18 protein-coding genes, 1 pseudogene and 1 riboswitch are annotated in these 22311 nt (G+C 62.2%); of the genes and pseudogenes, 14 read left to right on the top strand and 5 right to left on the bottom strand.

Translation table 11 applies throughout. From position 1 onward, the window contains the following. Positions 1 to 3: 3 nt before the first annotated feature. From AB4O09_RS26075 to hisC, 7 genes are all read left to right on the top strand, one after another. The gene (locus tag AB4O09_RS26075) at positions 4 to 657 is read left to right on the top strand and encodes an MlaC/ttg2D family ABC transporter substrate-binding protein (RefSeq protein ID WP_003197862.1); all 654 of its coding nucleotides are present in this window, start codon (positions 4 to 6) and stop codon (positions 655 to 657) included. Positions 658 to 665: 8 nt separating this feature from the next. Continuing rightward, positions 666 to 971, top strand: a complete 306-nt coding sequence (locus AB4O09_RS26070) for an STAS domain-containing protein (RefSeq protein ID WP_003197864.1) — start codon at positions 666 to 668, stop codon at positions 969 to 971. A gap of 115 nt (positions 972 to 1086) precedes the next feature. Further along, the gene (locus tag AB4O09_RS26065; RefSeq protein ID WP_003197866.1) at positions 1087 to 1326 is read left to right on the top strand and encodes a BolA family protein; all 240 of its coding nucleotides are present in this window, start codon (positions 1087 to 1089) and stop codon (positions 1324 to 1326) included. Between the two features lie 22 nt (positions 1327 to 1348). After that, positions 1349 to 2614: a UDP-N-acetylglucosamine 1-carboxyvinyltransferase gene (gene murA / locus AB4O09_RS26060; protein WP_003197868.1), complete on the top strand. Its 1266-nt coding sequence runs from the start codon at positions 1349 to 1351 to the stop codon at positions 2612 to 2614. 243 nt (positions 2615 to 2857) lie between these two features. Further along, positions 2858 to 3493, top strand: coding sequence for an ATP phosphoribosyltransferase (gene hisG, locus AB4O09_RS26055; protein ID WP_003197870.1), 636 nt, complete (start codon positions 2858 to 2860; stop codon positions 3491 to 3493). A 123-nt stretch (positions 3494 to 3616) separates the two neighbouring features. Continuing rightward, the gene (hisD, locus tag AB4O09_RS26050; RefSeq protein ID WP_003197871.1) at positions 3617 to 4954 is read left to right on the top strand and encodes a histidinol dehydrogenase; all 1338 of its coding nucleotides are present in this window, start codon (positions 3617 to 3619) and stop codon (positions 4952 to 4954) included. A gap of 1 nt (position 4955) precedes the next feature. Further along, positions 4956 to 6008, top strand: a complete 1053-nt coding sequence (hisC, locus tag AB4O09_RS26045) for a histidinol-phosphate transaminase (protein ID WP_013692275.1) — start codon at positions 4956 to 4958, stop codon at positions 6006 to 6008. A gap of 185 nt (positions 6009 to 6193) precedes the next feature. Here hisC and AB4O09_RS26040 read toward each other — a convergent pair whose 3' ends face one another. Further along, positions 6194 to 6937 carry a methyl-accepting chemotaxis protein gene (locus tag AB4O09_RS26040; RefSeq protein WP_375538592.1) on the bottom strand — a complete coding sequence of 248 codons (744 nt, stop codon included), beginning with the start codon at positions 6935 to 6937 and terminating at the stop codon, positions 6194 to 6196. Positions 6938 to 7051: 114 nt separating this feature from the next. Continuing rightward, positions 7052 to 7252 (bottom strand): annotated as a pseudogene (locus AB4O09_RS26035) (HAMP domain-containing protein); the annotation flags it as partial. A 1298-nt stretch (positions 7253 to 8550) separates the two neighbouring features. Between AB4O09_RS26035 and AB4O09_RS26030 the strand changes: the two are divergent. Beyond that, positions 8551 to 9366 (top strand): M48 family metallopeptidase, encoded by an 816-nt coding sequence (locus AB4O09_RS26030; protein WP_003197877.1) that lies wholly within the window; start codon positions 8551 to 8553, stop codon positions 9364 to 9366. A 110-nt stretch (positions 9367 to 9476) separates the two neighbouring features. Here AB4O09_RS26030 and AB4O09_RS26025 read toward each other — a convergent pair whose 3' ends face one another. The 3 genes from AB4O09_RS26025 to AB4O09_RS26015 form a co-directional block, all read right to left on the bottom strand. Further along, the gene (locus AB4O09_RS26025; protein ID WP_003197879.1) at positions 9477 to 10061 is read right to left on the bottom strand and encodes a TMEM165/GDT1 family protein; all 585 of its coding nucleotides are present in this window, start codon (positions 10059 to 10061) and stop codon (positions 9477 to 9479) included. Between the two features lie 88 nt (positions 10062 to 10149). Then, positions 10150 to 10272: riboswitch (yybP-ykoY riboswitch) on the bottom strand. Positions 10273 to 10321: 49 nt separating this feature from the next. Next, positions 10322 to 11320 (bottom strand): class I SAM-dependent methyltransferase, encoded by a 999-nt coding sequence (locus AB4O09_RS26020; protein ID WP_003197881.1) that lies wholly within the window; start codon positions 11318 to 11320, stop codon positions 10322 to 10324. A gap of 33 nt (positions 11321 to 11353) precedes the next feature. Further along, positions 11354 to 12319: a 2-hydroxyacid dehydrogenase gene (locus AB4O09_RS26015; RefSeq protein WP_013692277.1), complete on the bottom strand. Its 966-nt coding sequence runs from the start codon at positions 12317 to 12319 to the stop codon at positions 11354 to 11356. Positions 12320 to 12463: 144 nt separating this feature from the next. On the opposite strand from AB4O09_RS26015, the gene AB4O09_RS26010 reads away from it, so the two are divergent. The 6 genes from AB4O09_RS26010 (at position 12464) to AB4O09_RS25985 (ending at position 22189) form a co-directional block, all read left to right on the top strand. Further along, complete coding sequence (locus AB4O09_RS26010) at positions 12464 to 13093, top strand: LysE family translocator (protein WP_003197884.1); 630 nt, start codon at positions 12464 to 12466, stop codon at positions 13091 to 13093. 156 nt (positions 13094 to 13249) lie between these two features. After that, a complete protein-coding gene (locus AB4O09_RS26005) occupies positions 13250 to 14932 on the top strand; it encodes a fatty acid--CoA ligase (RefSeq protein ID WP_060613371.1) in 1683 nt (560 codons plus the stop codon). Positions 14933 to 15263: 331 nt separating this feature from the next. Next, a complete protein-coding gene (locus AB4O09_RS26000; RefSeq protein WP_003197889.1) occupies positions 15264 to 17120 on the top strand; it encodes a DUF1302 domain-containing protein in 1857 nt (618 codons plus the stop codon). 25 nt (positions 17121 to 17145) lie between these two features. Further along, the gene (locus AB4O09_RS25995) at positions 17146 to 18510 is read left to right on the top strand and encodes a DUF1329 domain-containing protein (RefSeq protein WP_039010547.1); all 1365 of its coding nucleotides are present in this window, start codon (positions 17146 to 17148) and stop codon (positions 18508 to 18510) included. A gap of 359 nt (positions 18511 to 18869) precedes the next feature. Then, the gene (locus tag AB4O09_RS25990) at positions 18870 to 21605 is read left to right on the top strand and encodes a LuxR C-terminal-related transcriptional regulator (RefSeq protein ID WP_460107658.1); all 2736 of its coding nucleotides are present in this window, start codon (positions 18870 to 18872) and stop codon (positions 21603 to 21605) included. An 83-nt stretch (positions 21606 to 21688) separates the two neighbouring features. Continuing rightward, complete coding sequence (locus AB4O09_RS25985; protein WP_013692281.1) at positions 21689 to 22189, top strand: methylated-DNA--[protein]-cysteine S-methyltransferase; 501 nt, start codon at positions 21689 to 21691, stop codon at positions 22187 to 22189. Positions 22190 to 22311 lie beyond the last annotated feature (122 nt).

Below are 22311 nucleotides of genomic sequence, written 5' to 3'. Positions count from 1 at the left end.
TGAATGATCTCTATCTTGCGACGTGGCTTGTTGGTGCTGCTCGCCGCGCTGCCGTTGATGGCTAACGCCGTGGCTGCGCCTTCGGCCCATGACATCATCCAGGACACGACGACCCGGCTGTTGGCGGACCTTTCCGCCAACAAAGAGAAATACAAGCAGGACCCGAGCGCGTTCTATGACGCGCTGAACGGCATCGTCGGCCCCGTGGTGGACGCCGACGGCATCTCCAAGAGCATCATGACCGTCAAGTACTCGCGCAAGGCCAGCCCGGCGCAGATGACCCGGTTCCAGGAGAACTTCAAGCGCAGCCTGATGCAGTTCTATGGCAACGCCTTGCTTGAATACAACAACCAGGGCATCACCGTTTCGCCGGCCAAGGACGAAAGCGGCACCCGCACCAGCGTCGACATGCAGGTCAAAGGCAACAACGGCGCGATCTACCCTGTCTCCTACACACTCGAGAAAATCAACGACGAGTGGAAGGTGCGCAACGTGATCATCAATGGCATCAACATCGGCAAGCTGTTCCGCGATCAGTTCGCCGACGCGATGCAGCGCAATGGCAACGACCTGGACAAGACCATCAACGGTTGGGCCGGTGAGGTCGCCAAGGCCAAGGAAGTGGCCGAAGATGCCAAAGAGAAGCAGGCACAATGATCGAGTCGGTGAGTGAGTCCGCCGTTCGTCTGGGTGAGGCTGGCGTGCTAATGCTCAGTGGCGTGCTGGATTACCGCACCGGCCCGGCCCTGCGCAAGGAGGGCCAGGCGCTGATCAAGTCCGTCAGTGCCGCCGAGGTGGTCATTGACTGCTCGGCGGTGCAGAAGTCCAGCAGCGTCGGCCTGTCGCTGCTGCTGTGCTTCATGCGGGACGCCAAGGCAGCCGGCAAAACGTGGAGCATCCGTGGGATGCCCGAAGATATGCGCGAAATAGCCCAGGTCAGCGAGCTGACCGAGTTGTTGGCGCACCCCTGAGCCACATTGTTGAAAAAGTCCCCCCGTCAGAGTCCTGCTTCGCGGGGTTCGCAGGCGCGGGGCTTTTTTGTATGATGTGCGACCCGCGCGCACAGGGCGCCGATTGAGGTTGAGCATGCAGGCTGTAGAAGTGAAGAGCTTCCTAGAAGGAAAGCTGCCTGGTACGCAGGTGGAAGTTGAAGGCGAAGGCTGCAACTTCCAGTTGAACGTGATCAGCGATGAACTGGCGACGTTGAGCCCAGTGAAGCGTCAGCAGAGCATCTATGCCCATTTGAACCCATGGATCGCCGATGGCAGCATCCACGCGGTCACGATGAAATTTTTCAGCCGCGCGGCCTGGGCCGAGCGCACCTGAGCCCAAGGGCCTCGAGATTCTTATGGATAAACTGATTATTACCGGCGGCGTTCGTCTTGATGGCGAAATCCGTATTTCCGGGGCAAAGAACTCCGCCCTGCCGATCCTTGCCGCGACCCTGCTGTGCGATGGCCCGGTGACCGTGGCCAACCTGCCGCACTTGCACGACATCACCACGATGATCGAGCTGTTCGGCCGCATGGGCATTGAGCCGGTGATCGACGAGAAGCTCAGCGTCGAAATCGATCCACGCACCATCAAGACCCTGGTCGCCCCGTACGAGCTGGTGAAGACCATGCGTGCGTCGATCCTGGTATTGGGCCCGATGGTCGCCCGTTTCGGTGAAGCCGAAGTCGCCTTGCCTGGCGGTTGCGCCATTGGCTCGCGTCCGGTGGACCTGCACATCCGCGGCCTGGAAGCCATGGGCGCGGTGATCGACGTCGAAGGCGGCTACATCAAGGCCAAGGCGCCGGAAGGCGGCTTGCGCGGCGCGCACTTCTTCTTCGATACCGTCAGCGTGACCGGCACCGAGAACATCATGATGGCCGCCGCACTGGCCAAGGGCCGCAGCGTGCTGCAAAACGCCGCGCGCGAGCCTGAAGTGGTCGACCTGGCGAACTTCCTGATCGCCATGGGCGCCAAGATCAGCGGCGCTGGCACCGATACCATCACCATCGATGGCGTCGAGCGCCTGCATTCGGCTACCTACAAAGTGATGCCGGACCGGATCGAAACCGGCACCTACCTGGTGGCCGCTGCGGTCACCGGTGGCCGCGTCAAGGTCAAGGACACTGATCCGACCATCCTTGAAGCCGTCCTGGAGAAACTCAAGGAAGCCGGTGCCGAAGTCACCTGCGGCGAAGACTGGATCGAAGTGAATATGCACGGCAAGCGGCCAAAAGCCGTCAACGTGCGGACCGCTCCGTACCCGGCGTTCCCGACCGACATGCAAGCGCAGTTCATCTCCCTCAACGCCATTGCCGAAGGCACGGGCGCTGTGATCGAGACGATCTTCGAAAACCGTTTCATGCACGTCTACGAACTGCACCGCATGGGCGCCAAGATCCAGGTCGAAGGCAACACGGCCATTGTCACCGGCACCGAGAAGCTCAAGGGCGCGCCAGTGATGGCCACCGACCTGCGGGCCTCGGCCAGCCTGGTCATCTCGGCCCTGGTTGCCGAAGGCGATACCCTGATCGATCGCATCTACCACATCGACCGTGGCTATGAGTGCATCGAAGAAAAACTGCAGATGCTCGGCGCCAAGATCCGCCGCGTACCGGGCTAATTGGAAAGTGACTGCGCGGCGATCAGGCAAGGCGAAAACAGGCGAGGAAGCGGAGTTGACTGATTGTCAATGAGCATTCCGAGCCTGTTTTCAACGCAGTATGATCGTCGCGCAGGCACTTTCCGTGGGCACAAGGATGTGTCCGTTGATTTCGTTTCAGGTCGAGGGTGTTTGCACCCTCGATGTGTGTCCGGCGCCGCTTGCGACCGGGCATGAGTACCTTGATAAGGACTGACGTTTCCCATGTTGACCATCGCACTGTCCAAGGGCCGCATCCTTGACGACACCCTGCCGCTTCTGGCTGAAGCGGGCATCGTGCCGACCGAGAATCCGGACAAGAGCCGCAAGCTGATCATCCCCACGACCCAGGCCGACGTGCGCTTGCTGATCGTGCGTGCCACCGATGTGCCGACCTACGTGGAACATGGCGCCGCCGACCTGGGCGTTGCCGGCAAGGACGTGCTGATGGAATACGGCGGCCAGGGCCTGTACGAGCCCCTGGACCTGCAGATCGCCCGCTGCAAGCTGATGACCGCTGGTAAAGTTGGCGCGCCGGAGCCCAAGGGGCGTTTGCGCGTGGCGACCAAGTTCGTCAATATTGCCAAGCGTTATTACGCCGAGCAGGGCCGTCAGGTCGATATCATCAAGTTGTACGGTTCGATGGAGCTGGCGCCGCTGATCGGCCTGGCGGACAAGATCATCGACGTGGTCGACACCGGCAACACCCTGCGGGCAAATGGCCTGGAACCCCAGGATTTCATCGCCGACATCACCTCCCGGCTGATCGTCAACAAGGCTTCGATGAAAATGCAGCACGCCCGTATCCAGGCTCTGATCGATACCCTGCGCAAGGCAGTGGAATCGCGACACCGCGGCTGATTCACCTGCGCGACCTTGAGTCGCGCCCGTCTATCCGTGTCATAGCCAATTTTCTCAGGTGCCCACGCGAATGGACTGGTAGCTTAGGGCGCCTGAGCATTTGCCATTAATGAGGCCCTCGCTATGACCGCTCCCACTTCGATTCGCCGACTCAATGCTGCCGACCCGGATTTCGCACATCATCTGGATCATCTGCTGAGCTGGGAAAGCGTGTCTGACGACTCGGTCAATCAGCGGGTGCTGGACATCATCAAGGCTGTGCGCGAGCGTGGCGATGCTGCCCTGGTGGAATTCACCCAGAAGTTCGACGGCCTGCAAGTGGCGTCCATGGCCGACCTGATCCTGCCGCGCGAGCGACTGGAACTGGCCCTGACCCGGATCACCGTGCCCCAGCGCGAAGCCTTGGAAAAGGCCGCGTCCCGAGTGCGCGACTATCACGAAAGGCAGAAACAGGACTCCTGGAGCTACACCGAAGCCGACGGCACCGTGCTGGGCCAGAAGGTCACGCCGCTGGACCGCGCCGGCCTGTACGTGCCGGGTGGCAAGGCGTCCTATCCGTCCTCGGTGCTGATGAACGCCATCCCGGCCAAGGTTGCCGGCGTGACCGAAGTGGTCATGGTCGTCCCGACCCCGCGCGGTGAAATCAACGAACTGGTGCTGGCCGCCGCTTGCATCGCTGGTGTGGACCGGGTGTTCACCATCGGCGGTGCCCAGGCCGTGGCTGCGCTGGCCTATGGCACCGAAAGCGTGCCGCGGGTCGACAAGGTGGTCGGGCCGGGCAACATCTATGTCGCCACCGCCAAGCGCCACGTGTTTGGCCAGGTCGGCATCGACATGATCGCCGGCCCTTCGGAAATCCTCGTGGTGTGCGACGGCCAGACCGACCCGGACTGGATCGCCATGGACCTGTTTTCCCAGGCCGAGCACGACGAAGACGCCCAGGCGATCCTGGTCAGCCCGGACGCCGAGTTCCTCGATAAGGTCGCCGCCAGCATCGACAAGCTGCTGCCGACCATGGACCGCGCCGAGATCATCAATACGTCGATCAATGGCCGTGGCGCGCTGATCAAGGTCCGCGACATGGAGCAGGCCATCGAAGTCGCCAACCGTATCGCGCCGGAACACCTGGAATTGTCGGTCGCCGACCCGCAGGCCTGGCTGCCGCAGATCCGTCACGCCGGTGCGATCTTCATGGGTCGTCACACCAGTGAGGCCCTGGGCGACTATTGCGCAGGCCCCAACCACGTGTTGCCGACTTCCGGCACCGCGCGCTTCTCGTCGCCGCTGGGGGTGTATGACTTCCAGAAACGCTCGTCGATCATCTTCTGCTCCGAGCAGGGCGCCTCCGAACTGGGCAAGACCGCTTCGGTGCTGGCCCGTGGCGAATCGCTGAGCGCCCACGCCCGCAGCGCCGAGTACCGCATTCTTGACGAAAACTCCATTGAAGGTCAGGGGAACTGAAATGAGTAAATTCTGGAGCCCGTTCGTCAAGAACCTGGTGCCCTACGTGCCGGGCGAACAGCCGAAGCTGACCCGGCTGGTCAAGCTCAATACCAACGAGAACCCCTACGGCCCATCGCCCAAGGCCTTGGCGGCAATGCAGACCGAGTTGAACGACAACCTGCGCCTGTACCCGGATCCCAACAGTGACCTGCTGAAAGGCGCCGTGGCCCGATATTACGGCGTGCAGAGCAACCAGGTGTTCCTGGGTAATGGCTCGGATGAAGTGCTGGCGCACATTTTTCACGGCCTGTTGCAGCACGACCAGCCGCTGTTGTTCCCGGACATCAGCTACAGCTTCTATCCCGTGTATTGCGGGCTGTACGGCATCCAGTTCGATGCGGTGCCGCTGGATGAGCAATTCCGGATCGACCCGGCAGACTACGCCAAACCCAATGGCGGGATCATTTTCCCCAACCCGAACGCGCCGACCGGCTGCCTGCTGGCGCTGGAAGCGGTCGAGCAGATCCTCAAGGCCAGCCCGGATTCGGTGGTGGTGGTCGACGAGGCCTATATCGACTTCGGCGGCGAGACGGCCATCAGCCTGGTGGATCGCTATCCGAACCTGCTGGTGACCCAGACCCTGTCCAAGTCCCGCTCCCTGGCGGGGCTGCGCGTGGGCCTGGCGGTGGGCCATCCGGACCTGATCGAAGCGCTGGAGCGGATCAAGAACAGCTTCAACTCCTATCCGCTGGATCGCCTGGCGAATGCCGGCGGCGCGGCAGCGTTCGACGACCGCGAGCATTTCGACCGGACCTGCCAATTGGTCATCGAGCACCGTGAATGGGTCGTGGCCCAACTGCAAGCCAAGGGCTTTGAAGTGCTGCCCTCGGCGGCCAACTTCATCTTCGCCCGCCACCCCCGGCACGATGCGGCAGGGTTGGCGGCGAAACTGCGGGAGCAGGGTGTGATCGTGCGGCACTTCAAACAGGAGCGGATTGCCCAGTTCCTGCGGATCAGCATCGGCACACCGGAGCAGAACCAAGCGCTGGTAGAAGCCCTCGGCGAACTCTAAACCCCTGCATTGAACCTGTGGGAGTCTGTGGGAGCAAAGCTTGCTCGCGATAGCGGTTTTGTTGTCCGTGACGACGCCATCGCGAGCAAGCTTTGCTCCCACAGTTGTTCTGCTGCGTTCACAAATCGGCATGCCACCGCCCATCCCCCTGTGGGAGCGAGCTTGCTCGCGATGGGGCCTTTGGATCAGACCCTGAACTGATTGATCAACCGCCGCTGCTGCTCCGCCAGCTTGGTCAACCCGGCGCTAGCTGCACTGGACTCATCGGCGCCGCTGGCGACTTCGTTCGCTACTTGCCCGATGTTGATCACGTTACGGTTGATGTCATCGGCCACGGCGCTTTGTTCCTCGGCGGCGCTGGCGATCTGGGTGTTCATGTCGTTGATCACCGACACTGCCTGGGTGATCGTCTCCAGGGCCTGGGCCGCTTTCGCCGCATGCTGCACGCTTTCGTCGGTACGGTTCTGGCTGTCTTCCATCACCCGCACCACATCCCGAGTGCCTTGTTGCAACTGTTGGATCATCGTCTGGATCTCTTCGGTCGCCTGTTGCGTCTTCTGCGCCAGGTTGCGCACTTCATCGGCGACTACCGCGAAACCACGGCCCTGTTCACCGGCCCGGGCGGCTTCGATGGCGGCGTTGAGGGCCAGCAGGTTGGTCTGCTCGGCGATTCCGCGGATGGCGGTGAGGATCGCGTTGATGTTCTCGCTGTCCTTGGCCAGGGTCTGCACCACGCCCACCGCCTTGCCGATTTCCACGGCCAGGGCACCGATGGAGGTGGAGGTGTCCCGCACGATCTGCATGCCCTGGCTGGCAGCCTGGTCTGCATGGCTGGCGGCCTGGGCGGCTTGGGTCGCGTTGCGGGCCACGTCCTGGGCGGTGGCGGTCATTTCGTGCACGGCAGTGGCGACCTGATCGATCTCCGACATCTGCTTGTGCACGCCCTGGTTGGTGCGGATCGCGATATCGGCGGTGTGCTCCGACGAATCGCTGACGCTCTGCACCGAGGTCACCACCTGGGTGATCATGCCCTGCAACTTGCTCAGGAAGGTGTTGAAGCCCCTGGCGATCGCCCCCAGTTCATCGGCGCGGTCGCTGACCAGGCGACGAGTCAGGTCGCCTTCGCCCTGGGCGATGTCATCGAGCATCGCCACCATTTGCTTGAGCGGACGGGCAATGCCGTGGCCCACCAGCCAGATCACCAGCAGCCCGATGCCGGCAATCACCAGGCCCACTATCGCCATGCCGAAGATATCGGCCTGACGCTGATGGTCGAGGTCCTTCTGCAGCGCTTGCAGGTCGGCCATGACCGCGTTCAGCGGCAGTTGCAACATCAGCGTCCAGCGGGCGTTGGTCTCGCCGATGCCGAACGGCATGTACACCTCGATATGCCCGTGTTCTTCGTCGATGTCATAGCGCACTTCGCCGGCGCCCAGCCTGGCGAGGTTATCCAGTGCACTGGCGTCCAGCAGGTCACTGGCCTTTTCCCCGAGTTTGCTCGGGTCCTTGGTAAAGGCCACCAGTCGATTGTTGCTGGAGAGCAAGGCCATTTCCCCGGCGCCGTCGTACAACTTGCCATCGGCGGCTACGAGCATGTCCTGGATGAAGTTCACCGACAGGTCGGCACCGACGATGCCCTGGAACTTGCCATCGATCATGATCGGTTCGATGAACGAGGCGAGCATGGTCATCGTGCTGCCCACGCGATAGGGCGCCGGGTCGATCACGCAGGCTTTCTTGCTGTCCTGGGAGCACAGGTAGTACTCACTGGCACGGATGCCGGTGGAAAGCAGTTTCTGGTCGGTCACGTCGGCGAGTTTTTCCAGGCCCAGGGAGCCGTCCTGGTTACGGAACCACCACGGCAGGAAACGCCCGTTGGTTTCCATGCCCACCACCTGGCTGTTCACATAGTTGGCGTCGTCATGGTCGATGGCGTTCGGTTCCCAGGCGATGTAGGCACCGAGGATCTTCGGGTTGCGCACCACGGTTTCGCGCAACAGGCTGATCATTTGCTCGCGGGGCACCTTCAATTGCGGGTTGCCGTCCGTGCCGTTCATGCCCATCAAGGCGTTGCTGGTGGCCAGGCCGCGGGCGAGCAGCAGCGGGGCTTCCAGTTCCCGCTGGATCAGGCTCGCCTGGGTGCGGGCCAGGGCAGTGAGGCGTTGTTCGATGAGTTGTTCGAACTGCGCCTTGGTCCGCTGTTGCACCATATCCTGGGTGCGCGCGCCGGCAAACAGTGCGTACAGCACAAGGGCGGCCACCACGCTGAGCACAATGGCGCCGGCGAGGGCGGCCACGGAAAACTGGATCGATCTGAATTTCATAAAGGCTCCGGACGCGGAAATGACGTCTGGAGCCGTTATCGGCGTTTCTGTGGCGTGGCATGAGGCGCTGTTCGTCGGCTGACTGTTTTAGCTGCGTGGGTGTCGCAAATGGACTGTGTAGGGTCTGTCCGAAAAACCTGTAATCCCTCGTTCTGTATCTGGCGCCGATACAAATCAAGGCCTAGGATACGCCCACGTTTCCAGGGAGCTTCTTTTACATGAACAAGACATTGATGGTGAGTGCTCTGAGCGCGGCTCTGCTGCTCACCGGTTGCCAGTCGGTCAATACCACCAGCGGCGGAGCCGTGGGCGTGGAACGCAAGCAGTACATGTTCAGCATGCTGTCGACCGATGAGGTCAACCAGATGTACGCCCAGTCCTACCAGAAGACGATGGGTGAGGCGAAAGCCCAGGGCGCGCTGGACAAGACCAGTAACGATGCCAAGCGCATCCAGGTCATTGCCGACCGCTTGATCGCCCAGGCACCTGTGTTCCGCCCGGATTCGGCGCAGTGGAACTGGGAAGTGAACCTGATCAAGAGCGATGAGCTCAACGCCAATTGCGGTCCTGGCGGCAAGATCATGTTCTACACCGGCCTGATCGACCAGTTGAAGCTGACCGACGCTGAAATCGCCGCGATCATGGGCCACGAAATCGCCCACGCCCTGCGCGAGCACGGGCGCGAAGCGATGTCCAAGGCCTATGGCATCGAGATGGCCAAGCAGGGCGCTGGCGCCTTGTTCGGCCTGGGCCAGGACAGCCTGGCGTTGGCCGACACCGTCGCCAACTACGGCATGACCTTGCCCAACAGCCGCGGCAACGAGAACGAAGCCGACCTGATCGGCCTCGAACTGGCCGCCCGCGCCGGCTACGACCCGAACGCGGCGATCACCTTGTGGAACAAGATGGCCAAGGCCTCGGAAGGCGCACCACCGGAGTTCATGAGCACCCACCCGTCCTCGAGCAGCCGTATCGCTTCGTTGCAGGCGGCGATTCCGAAGGTGATGCCGCTTTATCAGCAGGCCAAGAAGTAAGCATCGTTGTGGGAGCAAAGCTTGCTCGCGACAGGGGCGACGCAGACGTCAATCAGGCCGCGTCAAGCTATGCTCCCACAGTTATCCTCTGCCCAAGGTGTGACACAGGGTCAAACCCACCCACTGCTCTGCATCGCCTTGTACACCGCCACGATCGCCAGGACGAAGAATGCCGAGGCGGCCAGGCGGCGGATCAGGGTCAGGGGCAGCTTCTCGGCGGCGAAATTGCCCGCCAGGACCACTGGCACGTTGGCAATCAACATGCCCACGGTGGTGCCGATGATTACCAACCACAACTCCGGGTATTGCGCGGCGAGCATCACTGTGGCGATCTGCGTCTTGTCGCCGATTTCCGCCAGGAAGAACGCAATCAGCGTGGTCAGGAACGGTCCGAACTTGCGGGCCGTGTTTGCTTCCTCATCGTCCAGTTTGTCCGGGACCAGGGTCCACAGCGCCGTGGCCGTGAAGCTTGCCGCCAGTATCCAGTGCAACACCGCATTGGAGAAAAATCCGCTGACCCAGGCCCCCACTGCCCCGGCGGCTGCGTGGTTGGCGAGTGTTGCGGCAATGATGCCGGCGATGATCGGCCAGGGTTTGCGAAAGCGAGCGGCCAGGATAAGCGCGAGCAATTGCGTCTTGTCGCCGATTTCGGCCAGCGCAACGATAGCGGTAGGTACGAGGAGTGAGTCCAGCATCAGGAATTCCTAAAGGGGCGGGTCGACACGGCTATGACACGTACAGCCTTCCCGCCCCGGGTAAGGTGTGCGTGTCATAGGTCTTGTCAAACCCAGCGACCATCTGCGTGGACGCTTGGGCCGCATACGCCATGGTCTGCTGACCAAGTATGTTGACGTATGCCGGGCGAGCATGGCGCTCGCGGGAGACTACTCCCCTAGGACGGAGCGGATTCTGCCTAGGCAAATCCGATTGAGCAAGTGCTGTTGCCTAAAAGATTTCAACCGCGCTTGGCCCGGTAGATACGAAAGCCCTGGCCTTCGGCCTTGATGGCGCAGACGCCCAGATGTTCCTCGATCAGTGGCTGGTACTTGAGGAAACTATTGGCAACCAGCCGCAGTTCGCCGCCATTTTTCAGATGTTTGGCCGCTTTTCGCAGCAGATTCTCCGTGGCGTGGTAATCGGTGTGCACACCGACATGGAATGGTGGGTTGCTCAGGATCGCGCTCAAGCCCATCGGTGCGGCGTCGATGCCGTCACCAGTCAGCACCTCGGCCTCCAGGCCGTTGGCGGCCAGGGTCAGGCGACTGCTGGCGGCGGCAAATGCGTCCACGTCCAACAGGGTGACGGTGTTGTGCGGATAGCGCCGCTTGACCGCCGCCCCCAGTACCCCGGCACCGCAGCCAAAGTCCAGCAAATGCCCGCTGGGCAGTTTATCCAGGTGTTCCAACAGCAGCGCACTGCCGCGGTCCAGGCGACCATGGCTGAACACCCCTGGCAGGCTGATGACTTTCAGCGGGCCTTCGGCCAGGGGTAATTCGTAGGTCTGGGCCAGGCTTTCCAGTGGCGTGGCCTCGGGCGCGTTGGCGACGGTGACCTGCCACAGTTGGCAATGCCGCGCGCTGTCGAGCTTGCGTGGCTTGCCGAACGGGTTGAGCTGCTTGGACGCGCCTTCGATGCCGCTGCGTTTTTCCCCCACCAGGTACACCTCGCGCCCGGCCAGGCGCGCCGCCACGGCGTTGAGGATGTAGTCGGTCAGGTCCTTGGCCTTGGGCAGGAACACCACGGCCGTGTCGAACCCACGCTCGGGTACGTTCACGCCAAAGTGGCTGCGCTCGGGGAAGCGAGCCTCCAGCGCTGCCTGATCTCCAGCATGCCAGCACCAGCCATGGGCCTCGGGCAAACGGCCGAGCAGGTCATCGGCGGGCAGGCCGGCCAACAACACCGAACCCTGGAATAACTCGGCCTGACGAAGCAGTACTTCACTGCGCGGATCCATGGTCTGCTCCTTGAAAAAAAGTGCGGCAGTTTATCAACTGACGACACGCCGCGCTGTACCGCTGAAAAAGCCCTGGGCGTTTTCGCTCATTTGCCCGACGATCCGTTGCCGCGCCTCGCGGCTGCCCCAGGCGTTATGTGGCGTGACGATCAACCGTGGAATATCGCCGGCCAGCAGCGGGTTGCCTTGGGTCGGTGGCTCCACGCTGAGCACGTCGGTAGCGGCGCCCCCCAAGTGACCGCTGCGCAGGGCTTCGGCCAGGGCCTGTTCGTCGATAAGGCCGCCACGGGCGGTGTTGACCACGAATGTACCGGGCTTGAGCAGCGCCAGTTCGCGGGCGCCGATGAAGTTCCGGGTGTGCTCATTGAGCGGGCAGTGCAGGGTCAACGCATCGACTTGCGGCAACAACTGTTCCAGCGGCAAGCGGTCAGGGCGGGCCGGGCGCCCGGGGATCTGCCCCAGCAGCACACGCATGCCAAAGGCTTCGGCCAGCCGCCCGACGGCACTGCCCAATTCACCATGGCCCAGCAAACCCAGGGTCTTGCCTTCCAGTTCGACAATCGGATAGTCCAGCAGGCAGAACTGCGAAGCCTGTTGCCAGCGACCTTCACCCACCGCTTTTTGATAATCGGCCAGGCGCGTCGCCAGGTTCAGCAACAGCATGATCGTATGTTGGGCCACCGACGGTGTGCCATAGCCCTGGCAATTGCACACGGTGATGCCGTGGCTGCGGGCGGCGGCCAGGTCGACATTGTTGGTGCCGGTGGCGCTGATCAGGATCAGCTTCAGTTCGGGGCTGGCCGCCATGGCCTGTGCATCGATCACGATCTTGTTGGTGATCGCCACGGTGGCGCCCTTGAGCCGCTCGATGACCTGGTCCGGCGTGGTCCGGGCGAACAGTTGCAGGTCGCTGAAGCAGTTGCGCAGCGGGCCCAGGTCCAGATCGCCGAGGTCCAGGGAAGGGTGGTCGAGGAAGACTGCGCGGGCGGTGTTCGTCATCAGCTGTACCTTTTATGTGAAGAACCGAAGGCGTAATGTGGCGAGCCTATCAGATGTGTGTGGGAGCAAGCTTTGCTCCCACACAGCCCCCTCACTGCACAGTTGATGTTTGTTTCGAGATTGCGTTAGCCAAGGAGCTCCACCATGTACCTCACCGAATTCCTCACCGTCGCCCTGATCCACCTGTTGGCCGTTGCCAGCCCCGGGCCGGATTTTGCCGTGGTGGTGCGTGAAAGCGTGACCCATGGCCGGCGTGCCGGGACCTGGACGGCGCTGGGCGTCGGCACGGCGATTTTCCTGCATGTGGGGTACTCGCTGTTGGGTATCGGCCTGATCGTGTCGCAATCGATCGTGCTGTTCAACGCGCTGAAATGGGCCGCCGCCGCGTATCTGCTGTACATCGGCTTCAAGGCACTGCGGGCACAACCGGCCAAGCCCGCCGAGGACAACCTGCACAAGGAGGCCGGTGAACGTACCCCTCGCGGCGCGTTCACCTCGGGCTTCGTCACCAATGGCCTGAATCCCAAGGCCACCCTGTTTTTCCTGTCGCTGTTCACCGTGGTGATCAACCCACACACCCCACTGGCTGTCCAGGCCGGTTACGGCGTGTATCTGGCGGTTGCGACGGCTGCCTGGTTCTGCCTGGTGGCGCTGCTGTTCAGCCAGCAACGGGTGCGCGCCGGTTTTGCGCGCATGGGCCACTGGTTCGACCGGACCATGGGCGCGGTACTCGTCGCCATTGGGGTGAAGCTGGCGTTTACCGAGGCGCACTGATCCCGCTCTGTGTAGGAGCTCCTACAGTCCTGGACATGGCTCAAGGCTAGTATTTGCCCACTGATCAAATCATTCCTTTGGCTGATTTGATCAGTGTATAAGCGCTCTAGAGTGCTTACTTCCAGCCAAGACCGTGCAGTCAGAAAAGGGACTCTTATGTTGCAGACTCGCGTTATTCCTCCAGCCGAAGGCGCTTATCAATATCCGCTGCTGATCAAGCGGCTGCTGATGTCCGGCACGCGTTACGAGAAAACCCGCGAGATCATCTACCGTGACCAGTTGCGCTACAGCTATCCGACGCTGATAGAGCGGGTCGCGCGGCTGGCCAACGTGTTGACCGAGGCAGGGGTCAAGGCCGGTGATACCGTGGCGGTGATGGACTGGGACAGCCATCGTTATCTGGAATGCATGTTCGCGATTCCGATGATCGGCGCGGTGATCCACACCATCAATGTGCGCCTGTCCCCGGAACAGATCCTCTACACCATGAACCACGCCGAGGACCGCTTCGTGCTGGTCAACAGCGAGTTCGTCGGCTTGTACCAGGCGATTGCCGGGCACCTGACCACGGTGGACAAGACCCTGCTGCTGACCGACCTGCCGGAGAAAACCGCCGACCTGCCGAACCTGGTGGGTGAATACGAGCAACTGCTGGCCGCCGCCGCCCCCACCTACGAGTTCCAGGATTTCGACGAAAACTCCGTCGCCACCACGTTCTATACCACCGGCACCACGGGCAACCCCAAGGGCGTGTACTTCACCCATCGGCAACTGGTGCTGCACACCATGGGCGTGGCGACCATCATGGGGTCTATCGACAGCGTGCGGCTGCTGGGCACCAACGACGTGTACATGCCCATCACGCCGATGTTCCATGTCCACGCCTGGGGCCTGCCCTATGTCGCGACCATGCTCGGGCTCAAGCAGGTCTACCCGGGCCGCTACGACCCCGAATTCCTGGTCCAGTTGTGGCGCAAGGAAAAGGTCACCTTTTCCCATTGCGTGCCGACCATCCTGCAAATGGTCCTCAATGCCAAGGGGGCCCAGGACACCGATTTCGGCGGTTGGAAAATCGTCATCGGTGGCAGCGCCCTGAATCGCAGCCTCTACGAAGCGGCCAAGGCGCGGGGCATCCAGCTCACTGCCGCCTATGGCATGTCGGAAACCGGCCCGTTGGTGTCCTGTGCCCACCTCAACGATGAACTGATGGCCGGCAGCGAAGACGAACGCACCACCTACCGGATCAAGGCCGGTGTGCCGGGTCCGCTGGTGGAGGCGGCGATCGTCGACACCGAAGGGCGCTTCCTGCCGGCCGACGGCGAGACCCAGGGCGAACTGGTGCTGCGCGCGCCGTGGCTCACCGAGGGCTATTTCAACGAGCCGCAGAAGGGCGCCGAGCTCTGGGCCGGCGGCTGGCTACACACCGGTGACGTCGCCACGCTGGACAACATGGGCTTCATCGACATCCGTGATCGCATCAAGGACGTGATCAAGACCGGTGGCGAGTGGATCTCCTCCCTGGACCTGGAAGACCTCATCAGCCGTCACGTGGCGGTACGCGAAGTAGCAGTGGTCGGCATTCCCGATCCGCAGTGGGGTGAGCGGCCGTTTGCCCTGCTGGTGATTCGCGAAGGGCATCAGATCGGGGCTCGCGAACTCAAGGAACACCTCAAGCCGTTCGTCGAGCTTGGGCACTTGAGCAAGTGGGCGATCCCGAGCCAGATCGCCCTTGTTACTGAAATTCCCAAGACCAGCGTCGGCAAGCTCGACAAAAAGCGCATCCGCGTCGACATCACCGAATGGCAGAGCAACAACAGCACCTTCCTCTCCACGCTTTAGGCCTTTTTTCCGTGCCCGAAAGGGCACGGCAGCCCCACCAAGCAAGCGCTTGCCTTGTCAAACTGAAAATTTCAGCCATCCTTGCCGTGCCGACATCTGTCGGCCTGGCGAAAGGACTGTTCCAGAGTGGTTGAGGGCTGCAAATCACACTTTAGAGGGATCAAGCCGTACTACCTGCTGGCTATAGTCCGCTCACGGATTCTCAGGAACGGGGCGCACGCACGAAAGGGCGATGCGACTTCGACGGATGTCGGGACGCTGCCGCTCCCAGCCATCGAGGTGTTCTTGAAATGTCCACTGCCATAACAATAATGCACATGGAGTAGCGTCGATGACCTCAGCAACCACGTTCTGGCGCCGGGCAAAACTGCCTCTGGCGGTCAGTCTCGCCTCTTCGCTCGCCGGGCCAGCATTCGGCGTCAGTTTCAACATCGGTGAAATCGAAGGCCAGTTCGACTCGTCCCTGTCGGTCGGTGCGAGCTGGTCCACGGCCAACGCCAACAAGGACCTGATCGGTGTCAACAATGGCGGCAAGGGTTTGTCGCAGACCTCCGATGACGGCCACTTGAACTTCAAACGAGGGGAAACCTTCTCGAAGATCTTCAAGGGCATCCATGACTTGGAACTGAAGTACGGCGATACCGGCGTGTTCGTGCGCGGCAAGTACTGGTACGACTTCGAACTCAAGGACGAAAGCCGCCTGTACAAGGACATCAGTGACAACAACCGCAAGGAAGGCGCCAAGTCCTCCGGCGGACAGATCCTCGATGCATTCGTCTACCACAACTACGCCATCGCCGATCAGCCGGGTTCGGTCCGTCTGGGCAAGCAGGTGGTCAGCTGGGGTGAAAGTACCTTCATCCAGGGCGGCATCAACTCCATCAACCCGGTCGACGTGTCCGCGTTCCGTCGTCCTGGTGCCGAGATCAAGGAAGGCCTGATCCCGGTCAACATGTTCTACGTCTCCCAGAGCCTGACCGACAATCTGTCGGCCGAGGCGTTCTACCAGTTGGAGTGGGACCAGACCGTGGTGGATAACTGCGGTACGTTCTTCTCCCAGCCGGATGTGATTGCCGATGGGTGTACCGATAACCTGCGGGTGCTGAACAAGCGTTCGACCATTCCGCTGCCGGGCGTCATTCTTCCAATATTGGAAGGCCAGGGTGTCGATATCAATGAAGAAGGCGTGCTGGTACGCCGTGGTCCGGACCGCGATGCCCGCGACAGCGGCCAGTGGGGCGCATCGTTGAAGTACATGTTCGAACCGCTGGACACCGAGTTCGGCGCCTACTTCATGAACTACCACAGTCGTGCGCCGATTTTCAGTGCCCAGGGGGCTGCGCAGCAGTTCTACACCGCGGGGCCAATCGCGGCACTGCGTCCTCTGATCGTGGCAGGTAACTCCAACTACTTCGTCGAATACCCGGAAGACATCCGTCTCTATGGCCTGAGTTTCTCCACGACACTGCCTACCGGCACGGCGTGGAGCGGTGAGATCAGCTATCGCCCGAATGCGCCAGTGCAACTGAGCACCACTGACATTCTCTTCGCCGGTGTGACGCCGCTTCCCGGTTTTGGCGATGCATCGGTGCTTCAGGGCACGCCAGGCCAGGACCTGCATGGCTATCGCCGTAAAGAGATCACTCAGTTCCAGACCACGTTCACTCACTTCCTGGACCAAGTCATGGGCGCCAGCCGCTTGACCCTGGTGGGAGAAATCGGGGTGACCCATGTCGGTGGCCTGGAGAGCAAATCCGACGCTCGCTACGGCCGCGATCCGGTGTTCGGGCCGGGCGAGCTGCCCAACGGTTTCTGTAACTCGCTCAATACCTCTACTGCGTCGGGTGGCGGCCAGACCATCAACGACGTGAACAGCAACTGCAACAACGACGGCTTCACCACCTCCACCTCCTGGGGCTACCGTGCGCGCGCCATCTGGGAATACCCGGACGTCTTCGCCGGCGTGAACCTCAAGCCCAACGTGGCCTGGTCCCATGACGTCAAAGGCTACTCGCCAGGCCCTGGCGGCAACTTCGAAGAAGGCCGCAAAGCCGTCAGCCTCGGGCTGGATGCCGAGTACCAGAACACCTACAACGCCAGCCTGGCCTACACCAACTTCTTTGGTGGCGACTTCAGTACCGTGGACGATCGTGACTTCCTGGCGCTCAGCGTCGGCGTGACCTTCTAAGCACCGAATTTCAGGACGACACACTATGAAAATAACAAAGAATCTGTTGCAGGTCGGTGTTCTGGGGCTGTCCCTGCTGGCTGCCAGCGTCATGGCGGCAGTGCCCGCCGCCGAGGCCGATAAACTCGGCAAGAGCCTGACGCCGATGGGCGCCGAGATGGCCGGCAATGCCGACGGCTCGATCTCGGCCTGGAAACCCATGGCCAAGAATGCCGGTTCCGTGGACAGCAAGGGCTTCCTCGCCGACCCATACGCCAGTGAAAAACCGCTGTTCACCATCACCGCGCAGAACGTCGACCAGTACAAGGAGAAGCTCGCGCCGGGCCAGTACGCGATGTTCAAGCGTTACCCGGAAACCTTCAAGATGCCGGTCTATCCGACCCATCGCGGTGCCACCGTGCCGGACGAGGTGTTCGCCTCCATCAAGAAAAACGCGGTCAACACCAAGCTGGTCTCCGGCGGCAACGGCCTGGAGAACTTCGAGACGGCCGTGCCGTTCCCGATTCCCCAGAGCGGCGTGGAAGTCATCTGGAACCACATCACCCGCTATCGCGGCGGTAGCGTGACGCGTCTGGTCACCCAGGCCACCCCACAGCCCAACGGTTCGTACAGCCTGGTGTATTTCCGCGACCAGTTCGTGTTCCGCGACAAGATGAAGGACTTCGATCCGGCCAACCCTGGCAACATCCTGTTCTACTTCAAGCAGCAAGTGACCGCGCCGGCGCGCCTGGCCGGTGGCGTGCTGTTGGTGCACGAAACCCTCGACCAAGTGAAGGAGCCGCGTTCGGCGTGGGTCTACAACGCCGGCCAGCGTCGTGTGCGCCGTGCCCCGCAAGTGTCCTACGACGGCCCGGGTACCGCCGCCGACGGCCTGCGTACCTCCGACAACCTGGACATGTACAACGGCGCGCCGGACCGCTACGACTGGAAGCTGGAAGGCAAGAAAGAGCTGTACATCGCCTCCAACAGCTACAAGATCGATTCGCCGCAACTCAAGTACGCCGACATCCTCAAGGCCGGCCACATCAACCAGGACCTGGCACGCTACGAGCTGCGTCGTGTCTGGCACGTGACCGCGACGCTGAAGGAAGGCCAGCGCCACATCTACGCCAAGCGTGACTTCTTCATCGATGAAGACACCTGGCAAGCTGCGGTGATTGACCATTACGACGGCCGTGGCCAACTGTGGCGCGTGGCCGAGGCCCATGCCGAGAACTACTACGACAAGCAAGTGCCGTGGTACGCCCTGGAAACCCTCTACGACCTGCAGTCCGGCCGCTACCTGGCACTGGGCATGAAGAACGAAGAGAAATCGGCCTACGACTTCGGCTTCACCGCCACCACCGCCGATTTCACCCCGAACGCCCTGCGTCAGGACGGCATCCGCTAAACCGCTTTACCCGAGGCCGCATCCTCGAAGAAACGCCCCGACTGGTTCGGGGCGTTTTTTTTGAGCAACACAACCCCCCTGTGGCGAGGGAGCTTGCTCCCGCTGGGCTGCGCAGCAGCCCCAAACCAGCCTTCTCATTGTGTCAGGTACAACGCAGTCGCTGCCTTTGGGGGTTGCTTCGCAACCCAGCGGGAGCAAGCTCCCTCGCCACAAGAGCGGTGGCTGCCTAAGTTTTTTCAAGTCGGTCGGCGTGTAGTCTTTTTGTAGCCATTTGTAGCACTCCCTTCAATACCTCCTCGTTTACCGCTAGTCTGCGGACATCTGCAACGCCGCCACCCGCATTCCAACAAGAGCCGGCCATGACTGATTTGTCTTCACTTCCGGATTCTGCCCGCGCAGCCATCGCGGTACAGGACGGGCGTTTCTACCGCCCGCCCTTGCCCGACGGCCATGTCGTGCGGCCCCGGTTGTGCGAGCGTTTGAGCGCAGGGCTCGCAGGCAGGTTGCTGTTGGTCAGTGCCCCGGCGGGGTTCGGTAAAAGCTCCCTGGCGGTGGAGTTCTGCCAGAGCCTGCCGGCCCATTGGCAAAGCCTCTGGCTGGGGCTCAGCGCCCGGGACAACGATCCCGGCCGCTTCCTGGAACGGTTGCTCGAAGGGCTCCAGGCGTTTTTCCCGCAACTGGGCGGTCGGGCCCTGGGGCTGCTGAAAATGCGTCAGCGTCATCAACCCTTTGCTTTCGAAGAATGGCTCGACGGCCTGCTGGACGAACTGTCCACGCACTTATCGCCCCACGAGCCCTTGCTGCTGGTGCTCGACGATTACCACCTGGCCCAAAGCCCGGTGCTGGATCGCTGCCTGCAATTTTTCCTCAATCACCTGCCCGACGGGTTGCTGGTCCTTGTCACCAGCCGCCAGCGGCCGGATTGGCATTTGGCGCGCTTGCGCCTGTCGCGGCAACTGCTCGAACTCAATGAGCAGGACCTGCGCCTGACCCATGACGAAGCCTTGACCCTGCTCCAGCACCACAGCAGTTCGTTGCGCGGTGAGGCGCTGGAAAACCTTATCCAGCGCAGCGAAGGTTGGGTGGCCGGGCTGCGTTTCTGGTTGCTGGCCGCCTCCGAAGCGGGTACCGAAGGCCTGCTGCCCCAGGCCTTGCACGGCGGCGAAGGGCTGATTCGCGATTATCTGCTTGAAGAGGTCATCGACTGCCTGCCCGCCGAGGTGCAGGCATTTCTCTACGACACGGCCCCTCAGGAACGCTTTTGCAGCGAACTGTGCGACGCCGTGCGCGAGGCCCATGACAGCGCCGAAATCCTGCGTTACCTGGCGGCCCACCAGGTGTTCCTGGTGCCGCTGGACGAGCACGGCCATTGGTACCGATACCACCATCTGTTTTCCGACCTGCTGCGCAGTCGCCCCAGCGCACCGGCCATGGTCCCGGCCGCGACCCTGCACTTGCGAGCCTGCCGCTGGTTCAACGCCCAGGGCCTGATCGACGAAGCCGTGGAGCAGGCGCTGCGGGCCGGGCACCTGGACGTGGCGGCGAACCTGGTGCAGAACCTCTCGGAGGAGCAACTGCTGGCCGAGCAGAACGTCGGCATGTTGCTGCGCTGGAAAATGGACTTGCCCGACAGCCTGCTCATCAGCACCCCGCGGCTGATCGTGCTCTACAGCTGGGCGTTGGGGCTGGCCTGCCAGTTGGACGCTGCCGAAGAGCTGGCGGCGCACTTGAGTCGTTTCCTGCCGGCTCCCTCGGCCACAGCGCAAAAATCCATGCTCGCCCAATGGCTGGCCCTGAGCGGGATCGTCGCCCGTGGCCGGGGCGACCGCGAGGCCACCGTGCGGTATTGCAGCGAAGCTTTGGAGAGCCTGCCGCAAAAACGCTACGGCCAGCGCCTGATGTGCCTGTCCACACTGTCGAACCTGGCGATTGCCGACGGCGACCTGTGGCGCGCCCGGAACCTGAACCGTGATTCCCTGGAGCTGGCGCAGCGGGTCGGTAATCCACTGTTCGAGGCCCTGGCCCATTATGATCGTGCCCGGGTCCTGCAGGCACGGGGGGAGATACTGCGGGCGCTGGATGAAGTGCACCGGGGCCTGCAACGTTTGCACAAGCTGTCGCCCCAGCGGCTTTATGCGGTACGGGCGCGCTTGATCATGTACGAAGGTTTTTTGCTGACCTTGTGCATGCAGCCCCAGGCCGGCCTTGCGCGGCTGCAGGCGGGCCTCACTGAGGCCCGTGCCTGCCGCGACATCAGCGTGCTGATCGGCCATTGCGTGATCGCGCGTATCGAAGGCTACAGTGGCGAGTTCGCCCGGGCCTTCGCCGAACTGGCTGAAGCCGAGCGCCTGATGCATATCTGGGATGTTCCGCCGATCTACTATCTGGCGATGATCACCCTGGTCAAGTGCGAACTTTGGTTGGCCCAGGGCCGCACCGACCTGGCCGAAGCCTGGTTGGCCCGGTTGGGCCAGACCTACACGGGCGAACGGGCCGCCGCACCACCGGAATTCCACCCGCAACTGCCGCTGCATGTCGAATTGCAACAGGCGGTGCTGGAGTCCATCCGAGGCCAACCGATACTCGCGCAAGGGCGGCTCGATGCCTTGCTTGAACACGGTCAGCAGAGTGGCCGGCAGATGCTCAGCGTGATGGCGCTCAACCAGAAAGTCGCCTTGCTGCTGAGCATCGGGCGTGAACCCGAAGCCCGTCGCACCCTGGCCCAGGCTTTCGAAGCCGCCAGCGGCGGGGTATTGCAGCCTTTCGAGTGGTTGTTCGGCGAGCACCGTGAATGGTTGCGCGAACAGCTGCTGCAGGCACCGCCCAGTACCTTGCGCGAGCACCTGCTCGAACGCCTGCCCTCGACGGTGGCCCAGCCTGCCGACCCAGCGGCACCGGTCGAAACCCTCAGCAGTCGCGAGCGGGCGGTGTTGCAGTTGATTGCCCAAGGCTGCTCGAACCAGGAAATCAGCGAGCAGTTGTTTATCTCGCTGCACACCGTCAAGACCCACGCCAGTCACATCAACAGCAAACTCGGCGTCGAGCGCCGCACCCAGGCGGTGGCGCGGGCGAAGGCGTTGGGGTTGTTGGGTTGAGCGAGATTTTGGGAGCGGTGAGAACCCCCTGTGGCGAGGGAGCAAGCTCCCTCGCCACAAAGGCTTTGACAAGGAGTCCTTCGATGTTGCCTCTCTACAAAACCATCCAATCCCCCGTCGGCCAACTGATCCTCGTCGCCCGGGAGACACGGCTGGCGGCCATCCTCTGGGAAAACGAGCGGCTCAATCGGGTGCGGCTGGGGCCTTTGGAGGAGGACCCCCAGCATCCGGTCCTGAAGGAAACCGAGCGTCAGTTGCTGGAATACTTCGCCGGCCAGCGCCGTCGTTTCGAGCTGGAGCTGGACTTCGCAGGGACTGATTTCCAGATCCGCGTCTGGCAAGCCCTGTTGACCATCCCCTTCGGCGAAACCCGCAGCTACCGCGACATCGCCATCCAGATTGGCCAACCGACGGCGGTTCGGGCGGTTGGCGCCGCCAATGGCCGCAACCCCATCTCGATCATCGCCCCATGCCACCGCGTCATCGGCAGTTCCGGCAGCCTTACCGGCTTCGCTGGCGGCCTGGCGGCGAAGCAGCTGCTGCTCAGCCTTGAAGGTCAGCAGAGCCTGCAATTGGCGTTCTGACCTGCCGACTTCCCTGTGGGAGCGACCTTGTTCGCGATAGCGGAGTGTCAGCTTGCGAAAATACTGATCATGCCGCCGTCATCGCGAGCAAGCTCGCTCCCACAGGTGTTTTTGCATCCGCT

Source organism: Pseudomonas sp. H1_F01, from assembly GCF_054681425.1.
Note: the sequence above shows the minus strand (reverse complement) of the source record. Positions and strands in the feature narration are given on the sequence as shown.